The sequence below is a fragment of the Nitrosomonas communis genome, assembly GCF_024102715.1.
In the GTDB taxonomy this organism is placed as follows: Bacteria; Pseudomonadota; Gammaproteobacteria; order Burkholderiales; family Nitrosomonadaceae; genus Nitrosomonas; species Nitrosomonas communis_B.
In genome coordinates, this window is the sequence record NZ_JAGFJM010000035.1 from 1 (window position 1) to 10,272 (window position 10,272).

Consider the following 10,272-nt stretch of genomic DNA (forward strand, 5'->3'; position numbering starts at 1 on the left):
CAAAAACGCGCCGCCGCCTGCGCAATGGTAAGTCCTTCCTTCTTGCGAACGGACAAAACTTTGCAGCGAAATGATGATGGATAAGTCATCTATGAATTGTAATCAATTTATTTGAGCTTTGCTATAAAAAAGAGTCACCTTGTGTTTTATCCAGCAAAGATGACAGCAAAGCCCAAGACCTCGAAACCATTCGCCAATGGATGACCGATGGTGGCAGACCGAGCAATGATTATTTGTTCAGGTTGATCATTGAGAAGTGCGCGAGGGACGAAGTAGCCAGAAAGCGTTTTGTTCAGGAGGCACAGGCTACCAAGTCAAGGTTACTGAGTAACGCTGAAGCAGCAAAGCGGCCTATCGTTAACGAAAAGGTTCTTCGTTTGTCTGACCGCGATTACAGGCACTATTGCAGTGACTGTGTGTTTCTGGATCGGCAAGGGCGTTGCAAGCAGTGGCAGAAAACAAATCCGCACAATTCACGTTATAGGCCTGTGCCTGACGTGCTACGCAGGTGTCACCACTTCAAGGCGAGAGAGTGACCCTCAGACTCGCCAGATCGAGCAGCAAGCGATTATTTGCATTAAGACAACTCTTATTATTTGTCCAAAGCATAATAATCGCTTGCGCGCGTTTTAGGTTGAACTGCTGCGCGTCAAGCCTCATCCCTCAGGGTCGTGAGGAAGTCTCAACTCTTTCAAAATTCTAAACTCGTTCTCACTAGCTTCCCTAGACAATTCACTTAGGACATGCAGGCTCTCTTGCATGAGTCCGAAAGGAAGCCCGTTTTGTGGTTCTGAAAGCTCAATAGCCGCTTCAATGAGCGTTTCAGCGCGTTCAGCAAGCAATGAAAGAGCTATAAAGGTCTCTCTTATTTCTTCGCATGTCATTTGGCATGTCGGCTGGTTCATTTGCCACCCCCAAAAGCTTGAACGACCGCATTCTCATCCAATGCTGGATGGTACTCTATATTTCTGGTGTCCAGTCCTGCCTCAAGACACAACTCGCGCAACTGTCCGTAAGCTTCTAAGCAAACGTTTAAAGCTGTATCAGCCAAACCTTTCACAAGATATTCATCGTCCGAAACCCTGGCAATCGACTGAAGCAGTATCGATAGTTTTTCAAAATCATCAGAGGCAAGACTGAATATGCATTCCGCTCTTTCCTGAGGGATGGATTTGTATTCGATTTTTTCCATGGCGCATTCTCCAATCAATTCAATTCGCTACGGGCTTTACGTTCAGCAGCCCAGCGGCGGCTCTGGGCGTTATCGACGTAGTTGCAGCCGACATCCTCCGCTTGGGCGTTGATGCAGCCCTGGATGTCTTCGGCCTTGCTCCAGATGGCTCGCAGGGCATTGGCGATGTCGTCCATGTGCCGGTAACCTTCTGGTGTTTCGAGGCTGGCAAGCGCGAGTCTGGAAATGGAACTAATCTCGGATAGCCCATCCTGAGACAAAGCGTCAATGTTAAACAATGTGAAGCGCAATTTTATTTCAATGTCGGTTTGATTGTCGGTGGGTTTTTGATCGCTTGAATTATCCATAACTTATTCCTTTTCAATTACGGTTTGAGATTCCGCCACAGCTCAAATAGCTTGAACTGGTGGGCGGCGCGTATGCGGGTTGGAAGACCGGAATTAGGAACCGGCAGGGACAAGGCCCTCCCACATACAGCCACCCATAAAAGGATTACCATAAGATTACGGACGTAAAAAAACCGCTCAATAGCGGTAATCCGCCTAATTTCCTGGCTTCCAAACCAGATCGCTGGATTTTGCCAGCGACATGACAAGCATAGGGCAGCAGGTGGAGGTGTGTCAAGATCAGATTATTCAAGACCACCCAGCCGCGCACGTAGTGATATTGCGTGAGATGCATATAGCCGTTATGATTCGCCAATGGGCGAACTTAAACGACCTTGATTTACTCAAAATAAAATGCCATTGTGGAGATTGATTCTATGAAGCCAACTGATTTGATATTACGGTGTTACATCAATAAGAAGGGCGATCAATGGCAAGCTTTCTGCATTGATTTTTGTCTGGCCGCTCAAGGTGAAAGCTTGCCAGAAGTCAAACACAAGCTGAAAACCATGATTAGTGAATATCTCTATGATGCCTTGGTTGGAGAAGACCGTGAGTTTGCCAATCAGTTATTAAAGAGAAAAGCCCCTTTCAAGCAAATAGCTACCTACTACTATTACTCACTCATGCATCACATCGGCTTGTTGCGTGATGGTATGCGCACAATGTTTAAACTTCCTATGCCGCTTGTTCCTCAAGCAAATACCAATGAATGAGCGGAGCGCACCCTCCGCTAACCTGCAAGGATGTTAAGAAAATCCTGACATCGCTTGGGTTTACCCCAAGACCTCAGAAGGGAACATCCCATGAGCAATGGGTAAAGGTGGAGAACGGCAAGCTCTTCAAGGTAACCGTGGACTGTCCCAAATCGCCATTCAGTCAAGACTTGATAGCTTCAATGGCAAAGCAGGTAGGTGTTAGCAAGAAAGCGTTTTATGCTGCGTTGGATACCAAGTAGAAAATGAGATATCCGATAGCGATTGAAACAGGTGACAACAATCATGCCTTTGGCGTAATCGTTCCCAATCTTCCCGGCTGTTTTTCGGCTGGAGATACCATTGACGAAGCAATTGATAACGCCAAGGAAGCTATAGAGTTGTGGCTGGAAACGATTATTGACGATGGCGGTACCGTGCCTGAATCCAAATCAATCACAGAGCATCAGGCCAATCCTGAGTACGCTGGCTGGATTTGGGCTATTGTAACGATAGATTTGGCGGAATTATCCGATAAGGTAGAGCGCATCAATATCACTTTACCTTCCCGCGTGCTTCGACGGATAGACGCAGCAGCCAAAGCAGCAGGTGAAACACGCTCAGGGTTTATTGCTCATTTGGCGCTGAAGAGTTGATGGTGTCTGCTGTTAATCACCAATAATTAAAGCAATATTCTGGAGTACAGAACTGATAAGGCAAATGAAAGATATCAGGCAGCAATTCACCTTCTTCTAAATCGATCAGAATGTTTGCATCACTGATTAATAGCTGCATCCGGTCGTTCCAGCTTGCGTGCTTGATGAAATTTAACCAGCGGCATACCTAGTAATTCAGCGGCTTTTGATTCGCTGACAATATCCTCGGCCAATGCACGGTAAACCAGTTGCTGGAACAGGTAAGTTTTTTCAGTTGGGCAAGGATCCCATGGTTCGCGCTTGCGCCAGCCGTTCCAACTAAAAAGCTTAATCAGTTTCTCAAATGTACTATTGCCGATAATTTCTAAATCCTTTGCTCGATACAAGCAAGCTTGCATGCTTAGTCCGTATTCAAGTTTCAGCAGATGAAGCTCGCGAACTTCCAGATTATGCCGTTTCTCACCGAGTTGTTCACGGATCGACGATGCAGGGAGTAAAAAGCTACCTGCAAAACGGTTGCAGGCTTTTTCCTCATTCAATTCATGAGATAACCGCCCATGTAATATCAAATGCCCTAATTCATGTGCTAAAGTAAATCGTTGACGATCCCCAGGCCAATTGGCAGAAATCACAATGATTGGTTGATTGCCAATACTGGCCTGCATGCCATCAAATTTAGTCCCTTGATCTATAGATGCCATGATTACCAAGACACCGCGTGCTTCCAGCGTGTCTATTAGATCAGCTATTGGATCAAAACCTATTGCCCATTCCTTGCGGACATGATTAGCGACCGCCTCAATTTCATCCATTTCTGAAATGGAAACAGGCAGCCCTTCGGGTAATTGGAATGGCAGGATAGGGAAATTAGGCCACAGATTGGCAAGTTCTTGCCAACGTTCCACCTGATCCAACACATCCGAATGAATTCGCTTGATGATGCTTTCAGGCGTGCCTGAATGCTTACGATATTTGATTTCTTTTAGATCGACTTTAACTGGACGAAAAAAATATTCTGTTCGCACACTCAGAGCTTTAGCTAGCTTTAGCAAAATGGGCGATGCTGGCATGCTCTGATCATGTTCATACTTCTTGATCATATTAGCGCTAACACCCACTTGCTCAGCTAGCGCCCGCATAGACAGGCTAGACGCAGCGCGGGCACGTGCCAAACGTTCACCTATCATACGTCCTCCCCTATTCAAGTTGTGGTTTACAAAAAGCTATCAATTAGCTTCTATTGTAAACCTTAACGCTTGCTTGGTGCATACAATCTTTCTGCTCTGGTTGAGGTATCAACTATGGTAAAAATTACCATAGTTCAAAATGAGGGAGGAGGAAACGTTACGTGGTTTTATGGACTCATCCACATGTAATCCTGAAAATTACAGCGTAACGACATGGCGTTATTGGCCGATTGATTGAAATCTTCCCTGTTAGCCGATAAAGCACCGTCAAGCTGGTGACGCGCGATGCGGGAAGGATACATTCCCCCGCCGTTGGTAGTCGTCATAGATAGAGGCCGCGATTCGTCGTGGCCTTTGTCTTTTGTGGCATGGTCAAAGTTGCGCCATCCCACGATAGCGTCACCCCTCCCTTCCAAGGGAGGGTACCCCTCCCGCCGGTGTCCCTAGACCCCTCCCCTGGACGCACAAAGCGCTGCAACAGCTAATAACGTCTCAGAAACCGGAAAATCCGCATAGAGGCCTGTTCAAGTCGATTCACAATGTGTTCCTGATCATTCAAACAGGAGTGCATATGCAACAACTTCCAGAAACTGGATTCATCAGGCTTGGAACGATACTCGGGCTTAACGGGTCTCCACCGATCGTGCCCGTCTCAAAATCAACATGGTACCGAGGCATCAGAGAAGGCATCTACCCACCAGCGGTAAAGCTGGCCAATCAACGAGCATCCGCTTGGAGAGCCGAGGACATCCGCGCTTTGCTCGAACGGCTAGGCAAGACGCAACAAGCCCGAGATTCAAAAAAATGAACAAGCGAGCCAACCGGATCAAGGAGTCAGCCCGCTTCGCACCATCAGGCAATTGTACCGCAAGCCAACCGATAGTCACGGGACAGTGCGCGCAAGTCTTAAGCCTGATCCGTCAGCATGGCTCGATTCTATCGTTCACGCTGACCGCCGATCACGCAATTCCTGAAGCCGCAGCACGTGTTCACGATTTGCGCAACAAGGGCTTCAACATCATCACGAAAATTGAACAAAAAATCACATTTAGAGGCCGCATCAGGCGAAACGTAGCCCGATACAGTTTAGGCACGCCAGAATGGCTTTCAGATTCACAAACAAGGAGATCAAATGAACGCAAATGCAACATCCACAAAAATCACGAAAACCGATATGAAAAACGCCTACCACGCCAGAGAAAAACTTGAACCGGCGATTGACGCTTTAAGGAAAATAGATTTGCAATCGCTTCAGTTTGGCGAGGAGGCGATTGAATTACAGCGGTTCGTTAATTTCTTGAGCGTCAAATTGGCGGCAGCAGTCAAAGTGATAGAAGACGGCAGACGGCAATACGAAAACCGTGACGTTGAACTAATCGATGCCGTAGTACGACGTTATAGCGAGGTAATCGAGAGTATCAAGTTTAAAGGGCTTCAAAGGAAAGGACTGATTTCACATCACGAAAGGAAGGTAAACGAGCTTCTTGCTAGAAAATTCTCCGCAGAGGAAATAGAAAAAATCATTCCCTGCCCTGTTGAACAAATAGCCGAACTGGACGCAGAAACAGAAGCATTGCGTGACGAGGAACAGAAACTTACGGCATTCATTGCTGATGCTCCTGCGTACAACGAGTCCCTTTTGTCAGGACTGGACGTGGAAGGAATCCGCCGGGCGCACAGACTGTTTCAGAGGTAAGCCTATGCATCCAGTACAGGAACGGGCTTTCCGTGAGGATTCAGAAAAACGCCAGTTAATGGTTGTGAAAACGATTGGAGGGCGACTGCGCGAGGCCCGCGAGCTTTGCGACCTTCCACAAATCGAGGCCGCCAGGCGCTTGGGATGCAGCAAACAGTGGCTGAACAAATTAGAGACGGCCAGCAACATTAATCAAATTCCGCTGTGGCTGATTGACCGCGCAGCGCGGATTTATGACGTGTCTTTTGATTATCTCTTTGGTGTTAGCGACGATTGGGAATTGAGCGCCCGGGCATGCATGGAGCGCTCAGTATCGCAATGGTTGTTTGACGAGATCGAAAGGATGCGACTGGAGGACATGGACATACTAAAGCACCTTCATGACGATATTCACGCCACGGACGAATTCATCAGTGAGACACTTGAGGCATCAAGCCAGATAGTCACTTCGCTGGAAGCGTTTCGTAACCGTAATGCCGATTTTGATGAAATGCGTGGTGGCAGCAAGCTTGTGGCATCCGTAGCCAGGCTTAGGGAAAGTTGCCGAACCGCAAGCATCAAAATGACCCTGTTCAAAGAGTCGTGCGGAGCTTCACGATTCGAGAAGGTATTGACCAGCATCAAGTCTGCACGGAAGGATTCTCACGAACCGGAGGAATTGAACAATGACGGCTAAACCGACAAGTAAGCCTGGCGCCAGGCGTAAGGTTTCCAAGGTTTCTGAAAACCATGAAAGCAAGGTTTCTGGGCCAGTTAAAAAAACCATCAAGGAGGCTAATCCTGTTGGGCGGCCAACTCTGTATAGAGAAGTGTATGCTGAACAAGCGTATAGACTTTGTTTGTTGGGGGCTACTGATGAAGAATTAGCTGATTTTTACATATAGCTGTAAGCACTTTAAATAACTGGAAAATAGATTATCCAGATTTTATGGAGTCCATAAATAAAGGTAAGCTGGAAGCCGATTCCAAAGTAGCTGAGAGTCTTTACAAAAGAGCCACTGGCTATTCCCATCCCGACACACATGTGAGCAATTACCAGGGCGAGATCACGTTAACGGAAATAACCAAGCACTACCCTCCCGATACTGCTGCGGCATTCATCTGGCTTAAGAACCGTCAGCCCTCGAAGTGGAAGGACAAGGTTGAGGTTAAAGAGGATATCAATCTCAACATATTCCCTCCCAAAGAAGTGCTGGATGGAATTTATGAAAAAGCGCTGTCAGAAGCAGCTAAACGCAGGGAAATGCTGGCAGAACGGCGCTTGAGAATCAATGCGCTTATAGCACGGGAAAGCGATGGTTTGGCTGATTGAGCAAGGTTTCTGTAGCCCGCGAAAACAGCCGAACAGCCACCCATTTTTAGGAGAAAAACATGGCACTTAAACACGATTCACAAGGCTTCCTGATTGGGGAGAAATTTGAATTAGAAATAGTCCGCGTATGGGGTCAAATCAGGGATGATATACGCTCTATTCGCGCTGCATTGGCAAGCATAAGCACGACTGACAGGAAGATCGCCAGTCCTGAGAGCAGACCGGCAAGCGGTTCTGCGGTAGCCCTGCCAACCGCGCGCGCCACACAGATCAAAACCACATTAACGACTGCATCAGTATTGCCCACGTCAATTATCAAGGCAGACAATTTGACGATTGACAGATTAGTATCTCCAACACCTTCGCTGGAGATAGCGACACCTACTGACAGGAAGCCACAGGTGCGATCGATGCAGATGGATGTTAGCAAAGCGGAAGAAACCGATCCCGCGATCAAATCATTCAACGAAATCGCTCAGCCGTTGGCGCGTGGTTACGCAGTAACGCAGAGCGGCCTGAAACGAAAAACGGAAGACAAATGGTTCAAACGCATCTTTGGTGAACTGAAGCTGTTTCGCAAGGAAGAAACGGTCTTCAACAAAGCAGCCAATCGCAGCCTCAAGAACATTGGAGATAAACCTGTGGTGGAATCGTCGGGAAGCACTAATCTTTTTATGTGGGCGGGAATTGCTGCCGCAATAATCAAATCCATCATGAAGCATCTTCCGAAAGTCATAGCGGCTGCAATGGTTTTGTTAAGAAGGCTTCCTGTTGTCGGCGCTCTAATTTCAAGCGCCAGAAATATCGATGACATTAATGAAGGAAACACAGCCAGAGGTGTTGGCGGGATAGCTGGAACATTTGCCGGGTTGTACGGTGGTGCGAAGCTGGGCGCGGCTGTTGGTTCAGTTGGCGGCCCGCTGGGTGCTGCTGTGGGTGGTCTCGTCGGTGGATCGTTAGGCATGTATTTTGGTGACGATCTTGGAAGGATTGCCGGTGAGAAAATCGGCGCGTGGATCGATGAGCTAAGGAATTCAGATTTGCCGGGCCAGATCGTAGACGCAATAAGCAGCGGTTTTGCCAGTCTCTTTGAAGGCGTGAATGGATTCTTTAAAGAAAAGATCGGCATCGATCTTGAATCCAAATTCAAACCGGTTATTGATGCAGGCAAAAAGGTTCTCAGCAAAATAGGAACAGCCATAGAACCGATATCGGATGCCGCAAAACGTGCCTTTGAATCTGGAGAGGTTGTAGGCGGATCGATGATGGAGAAGGCGCTGCCCAAAGGATACCGGCATAGAGCATCATTTGAGGGCGTAGAAGGTGGGAATAGTCTAGCCAAGTATGGCACTTATACCGACGCTGAAGCACAGCGCATAAGGGCATTAAAAACAAGCTCAGCCAATACATCCGCCAACATGAGGGACGGTATGCCGGTTGAAATACAGGAAAAGATCGCGCAGCAAGCCAGAATGCACGGACTCGATCCCGCCATGATGCTGAAATTTGCGGCTATGGAGTCTGGCGGGAATCCTAACGCTATCAGCAAGACTGGCGCTATCGGCTTGTTTCAGCTTACCGGACAAACCGCTTCAGGATTAGGTGTTAAAAACCGCTTTGACGTTGACGAAAACATCAAAGGAGCCATAGCGCTCACCAAGCAGAATATCGCTTTTTTGGAGAATCACGGTCTGCCTGTGACAGAAGGAAACCTGTACATGATGCATCAACTGGATCCGAAATCAGCAAAAGAGATCATAGAGGGTGCAGCCAAAGGTAAATCTAAGAATGAACTGTCACCACGTGCTCAGAAATCGATGAATCTCAATTATGGCGCGAATAGCAAGACCGCTGAAGATTATATTGCTGTAAACAAGCGTGCCCTTGAAGATCGCTTCAACAGCGCCGTGACAGTCACTCCAAGTTCGAACGTTGTATCAATGAAGGCCGTGGCATCACCACAGGTAGTGTCCGTCAAAACGCCGGCGGTACCGCACATATCGTTTCCAAGCGCAATTACGGAAGCACCGTCGGTAATCACGCCACTTGCAAGCGGAAATGATAGAAAGCTCACAGTGATATCGCCCATTCAGCAAGACGTTGGACAGGACGTAAAAGACCGCAGGATAGCCAATATTGTGACTGGTGGTTTGGGCGGAAATTAAGATCAACCTGACCGTTGACTCTGCTATTCGCAGAGTCTAATATTGAATCCATAGTGAGCAAGTGGGGTGGAAGTCGATCCGGGCTTGGCTGTTGGCTCACTAGGCACCCCTGGACATCGGAACAACTCCCCGCGGATTAAAGCTGCATCAATAGCGCCTTGGGAGAACCGCCGGAGGGTGGAACAGCACGCAGTGACCCGTTACTCAATGCCGCAAGGTATTCAGCAATGGATAGCGAACCTGAGAGAAGGCTACTCAGACCAAGGCGCACCAGAATTTCAATTCAACTACCAGTGGCGCTAGTCGCTAATAGCGCAGATAGTGCTATATTATCAACCTGCGCCTTGAGCGAACCGTCGGAGGACGGGGTAATGTGGTTCCATTCGGTTGGGACTGTTCATCATGCGTTAGGGCATGGTTGAGCGAGAAGCTATGACCTGTTGCTCGATACGGCAAGGTAGCAAGGTATTCAGCAGCAGAGAGCATTCCGGGGCGGTTCTCTCCCGGCTCAAGGCGCACCAGAATTTCAACTAACGCAGATAATTGCGTTACGTCGTAACTCAATTACCAAAATACTCATTCCAGGCATCAGTACCTAAATCCAGCTTAGCCAGAATCTTATCGTCTTCAGCAATCAGCAACTGCTCCATCATTTGGCGTTTTGTCACACTATGGTGACGTGCCAGGCGATCTAACGCAAGTGCAGCCCTTGTGCTCACGTACATGCTTACCCTGCGCTCCCCGTTTCCATCTTCACCAGCAAACGGTCTTCTGGCTCTGTATGCGGCTTGGCGTTCTTTGTTTGATTTAACCATTTCACGCTCCCTGTATGTTACTCGGTAACGTTATAGTAATGAGTTATAGCCTACGTCACATAAAATGATTCAATTTTAAAGAGTTGCTCAACGGTTTGGTTTTGTTGTTTTCTGATTGCTTTGGCTTGTGCCCATTTGTGCTCAATGGGGTTAAGGTCTGGTGAATAT

At 47.8% G+C, this 10,272-nt stretch carries 20 protein-coding genes; 11 read left to right on the forward strand and 9 right to left on the reverse strand.

Features of this window, described 5'->3' with window-relative positions; genetic code table 11:
• Nucleotides 1–200 precede the first annotated feature (200 nt).
• A complete protein-coding gene (locus J5I83_RS03465) occupies nucleotides 201–536 on the forward strand; it encodes a hypothetical protein (RefSeq protein ID WP_304053308.1) in 336 nt (111 codons plus the stop codon).
• Nucleotides 537–656: 120 nt separating this feature from the next.
• Here J5I83_RS03465 and J5I83_RS03470 read toward each other — a convergent pair whose 3' ends face one another.
• The 4 genes from J5I83_RS03470 to J5I83_RS03485 form a co-directional block, all read right to left on the reverse strand.
• A complete protein-coding gene (locus J5I83_RS03470; RefSeq protein WP_304053309.1) occupies nucleotides 657–905 on the reverse strand; it encodes a hypothetical protein in 249 nt (82 codons plus the stop codon).
• The gene (locus tag J5I83_RS03475) at nucleotides 902–1,192 is read right to left on the reverse strand and encodes a hypothetical protein (protein ID WP_304053310.1); all 291 of its coding nucleotides are present in this window, start codon (nucleotides 1,190–1,192) and stop codon (nucleotides 902–904) included. The genes J5I83_RS03470 and J5I83_RS03475 overlap by 4 nt, the downstream gene beginning before the upstream one ends.
• Before the next feature lie 14 nt (nucleotides 1,193–1,206).
• Nucleotides 1,207–1,539, reverse strand: coding sequence for a hypothetical protein (locus J5I83_RS03480; protein ID WP_304053311.1), 333 nt, complete (start codon nucleotides 1,537–1,539; stop codon nucleotides 1,207–1,209).
• Between the two features lie 145 nt (nucleotides 1,540–1,684).
• Nucleotides 1,685–1,894 (reverse strand): hypothetical protein, encoded by a 210-nt coding sequence (locus J5I83_RS03485; RefSeq protein WP_304053313.1) that lies wholly within the window; start codon nucleotides 1,892–1,894, stop codon nucleotides 1,685–1,687.
• 61 nt (nucleotides 1,895–1,955) lie between these two features.
• On the opposite strand from J5I83_RS03485, the gene J5I83_RS03490 reads away from it, so the two are divergent.
• From J5I83_RS03490 to J5I83_RS03500, 3 genes are read left to right on the forward strand one after another with little or no spacing between them, the layout of a single operon-like run.
• Nucleotides 1,956–2,294, forward strand: coding sequence for a hypothetical protein (locus J5I83_RS03490; RefSeq protein WP_304053314.1), 339 nt, complete (start codon nucleotides 1,956–1,958; stop codon nucleotides 2,292–2,294).
• On the forward strand, nucleotides 2,291–2,536 hold the full coding sequence (locus J5I83_RS03495; RefSeq protein WP_304053316.1) for a type II toxin-antitoxin system HicA family toxin: 246 nt from the start codon (nucleotides 2,291–2,293) through the stop codon (nucleotides 2,534–2,536). The genes J5I83_RS03490 and J5I83_RS03495 overlap by 4 nt, the downstream gene beginning before the upstream one ends.
• A 3-nt stretch (nucleotides 2,537–2,539) precedes the next feature.
• The gene (locus tag J5I83_RS03500) at nucleotides 2,540–2,929 is read left to right on the forward strand and encodes a type II toxin-antitoxin system HicB family antitoxin (protein ID WP_304053318.1); all 390 of its coding nucleotides are present in this window, start codon (nucleotides 2,540–2,542) and stop codon (nucleotides 2,927–2,929) included.
• Between the two features lie 119 nt (nucleotides 2,930–3,048).
• Here the strand turns inward: J5I83_RS03500 and J5I83_RS03505 are convergent, their stop codons facing one another.
• Nucleotides 3,049–4,116, reverse strand: coding sequence for an XRE family transcriptional regulator (locus J5I83_RS03505; protein WP_304053320.1), 1,068 nt, complete (start codon nucleotides 4,114–4,116; stop codon nucleotides 3,049–3,051).
• Between the two features lie 167 nt (nucleotides 4,117–4,283).
• The gene (locus J5I83_RS03510) at nucleotides 4,284–4,532 is read right to left on the reverse strand and encodes a hypothetical protein (RefSeq protein WP_304053321.1); all 249 of its coding nucleotides are present in this window, start codon (nucleotides 4,530–4,532) and stop codon (nucleotides 4,284–4,286) included.
• Nucleotides 4,533–4,920: 388 nt separating this feature from the next.
• Between J5I83_RS03510 and J5I83_RS03515 the strand changes: the two genes are divergently transcribed.
• The 5 genes from J5I83_RS03515 to J5I83_RS03535 are packed head-to-tail and all read left to right on the forward strand — an operon-like array spanning nucleotide 4,921 to nucleotide 7,124.
• Entirely contained in the window at nucleotides 4,921–5,325 is a 405-nt protein-coding gene (locus J5I83_RS03515; RefSeq protein ID WP_304053322.1) for a helix-turn-helix domain-containing protein, read from the forward strand.
• Nucleotides 5,291–5,812, forward strand: a complete 522-nt coding sequence (locus J5I83_RS03520; RefSeq protein ID WP_304053324.1) for a hypothetical protein — start codon at nucleotides 5,291–5,293, stop codon at nucleotides 5,810–5,812. Before J5I83_RS03515 ends, J5I83_RS03520 begins: the two co-directional genes overlap by 35 nt.
• A gap of 4 nt (nucleotides 5,813–5,816) precedes the next feature.
• The gene (locus tag J5I83_RS03525) at nucleotides 5,817–6,488 is read left to right on the forward strand and encodes a helix-turn-helix transcriptional regulator (protein ID WP_304053325.1); all 672 of its coding nucleotides are present in this window, start codon (nucleotides 5,817–5,819) and stop codon (nucleotides 6,486–6,488) included.
• Nucleotides 6,478–6,696, forward strand: a complete 219-nt coding sequence (locus J5I83_RS03530) for a hypothetical protein (protein WP_304053326.1) — start codon at nucleotides 6,478–6,480, stop codon at nucleotides 6,694–6,696. The genes J5I83_RS03525 and J5I83_RS03530 overlap by 11 nt, the downstream gene beginning before the upstream one ends.
• A gap of 44 nt (nucleotides 6,697–6,740) precedes the next feature.
• The gene (locus tag J5I83_RS03535) at nucleotides 6,741–7,124 is read left to right on the forward strand and encodes a hypothetical protein (protein ID WP_304053327.1); all 384 of its coding nucleotides are present in this window, start codon (nucleotides 6,741–6,743) and stop codon (nucleotides 7,122–7,124) included.
• A 133-nt stretch (nucleotides 7,125–7,257) separates the two neighbouring features.
• Here the strand turns inward: J5I83_RS03535 and J5I83_RS03540 are convergent, their stop codons facing one another.
• On the reverse strand, nucleotides 7,258–7,554 hold the full coding sequence (locus J5I83_RS03540) for a hypothetical protein (protein WP_304053328.1): 297 nt from the start codon (nucleotides 7,552–7,554) through the stop codon (nucleotides 7,258–7,260).
• Between J5I83_RS03540 and J5I83_RS03545 the strand changes: the two genes are divergently transcribed.
• Together J5I83_RS03545 and J5I83_RS03550 are read left to right on the forward strand one after the other, a co-directional pair.
• Complete coding sequence (locus J5I83_RS03545) at nucleotides 7,541–9,289, forward strand: transglycosylase SLT domain-containing protein (RefSeq protein ID WP_304053330.1); 1,749 nt, start codon at nucleotides 7,541–7,543, stop codon at nucleotides 9,287–9,289. The two genes, J5I83_RS03540 and J5I83_RS03545, sit on opposite strands and share 14 nt — an antisense overlap.
• A 66-nt stretch (nucleotides 9,290–9,355) precedes the next feature.
• Complete coding sequence (locus J5I83_RS03550) at nucleotides 9,356–9,592, forward strand: hypothetical protein (protein WP_304053331.1); 237 nt, start codon at nucleotides 9,356–9,358, stop codon at nucleotides 9,590–9,592.
• A gap of 21 nt (nucleotides 9,593–9,613) precedes the next feature.
• On the opposite strand, the gene J5I83_RS03555 is transcribed toward J5I83_RS03550, so the two are convergent.
• Nucleotides 9,614–9,853: a hypothetical protein gene (locus J5I83_RS03555; protein ID WP_304053333.1), complete on the reverse strand. Its 240-nt coding sequence runs from the start codon at nucleotides 9,851–9,853 to the stop codon at nucleotides 9,614–9,616.
• On the reverse strand, nucleotides 9,850–10,104 hold the full coding sequence (locus tag J5I83_RS03560; RefSeq protein ID WP_304053334.1) for a hypothetical protein: 255 nt from the start codon (nucleotides 10,102–10,104) through the stop codon (nucleotides 9,850–9,852). The genes J5I83_RS03555 and J5I83_RS03560 overlap by 4 nt, the downstream gene beginning before the upstream one ends.
• Between the last annotated feature and the right edge of the window lie 168 nt (nucleotides 10,105–10,272).

Bases quoted from the DNA above. Each gene is read 5' to 3' on its own strand.
- J5I83_RS03465 (WP_304053308.1), top strand. From the start codon at position 201: ATGACCGATGGTGGCAGACCGAGCAATGATTATTTGTTCAGGTTGATC.
- J5I83_RS03470 (WP_304053309.1), bottom strand. From the start codon at position 905: ATGAACCAGCCGACATGCCAAATGACATGCGAAGAAATAAGAGAGACC.
- J5I83_RS03475 (WP_304053310.1), bottom strand. From the start codon at position 1,192: ATGGAAAAAATCGAATACAAATCCATCCCTCAGGAAAGAGCGGAATGC.
- J5I83_RS03480 (WP_304053311.1), bottom strand. From the start codon at position 1,539: ATGGATAATTCAAGCGATCAAAAACCCACCGACAATCAAACCGACATT.
- J5I83_RS03490 (WP_304053314.1), top strand. From the start codon at position 1,956: ATGAAGCCAACTGATTTGATATTACGGTGTTACATCAATAAGAAGGGC.
- J5I83_RS03495 (WP_304053316.1), top strand. From the start codon at position 2,291: ATGAGCGGAGCGCACCCTCCGCTAACCTGCAAGGATGTTAAGAAAATC.
- J5I83_RS03500 (WP_304053318.1), top strand. From the start codon at position 2,540: ATGAGATATCCGATAGCGATTGAAACAGGTGACAACAATCATGCCTTT.
- J5I83_RS03505 (WP_304053320.1), bottom strand. From the start codon at position 4,116: ATGATAGGTGAACGTTTGGCACGTGCCCGCGCTGCGTCTAGCCTGTCT.
- J5I83_RS03515 (WP_304053322.1), top strand. From the start codon at position 4,921: ATGAACAAGCGAGCCAACCGGATCAAGGAGTCAGCCCGCTTCGCACCA.
- J5I83_RS03520 (WP_304053324.1), top strand. From the start codon at position 5,291: ATGAAAAACGCCTACCACGCCAGAGAAAAACTTGAACCGGCGATTGAC.
- J5I83_RS03525 (WP_304053325.1), top strand. From the start codon at position 5,817: ATGCATCCAGTACAGGAACGGGCTTTCCGTGAGGATTCAGAAAAACGC.
- J5I83_RS03530 (WP_304053326.1), top strand. From the start codon at position 6,478: ATGACGGCTAAACCGACAAGTAAGCCTGGCGCCAGGCGTAAGGTTTCC.
- J5I83_RS03535 (WP_304053327.1), top strand. From the start codon at position 6,741: ATGGAGTCCATAAATAAAGGTAAGCTGGAAGCCGATTCCAAAGTAGCT.
- J5I83_RS03545 (WP_304053330.1), top strand. From the start codon at position 7,541: ATGGATGTTAGCAAAGCGGAAGAAACCGATCCCGCGATCAAATCATTC.
- J5I83_RS03560 (WP_304053334.1), bottom strand. From the start codon at position 10,104: ATGGTTAAATCAAACAAAGAACGCCAAGCCGCATACAGAGCCAGAAGA.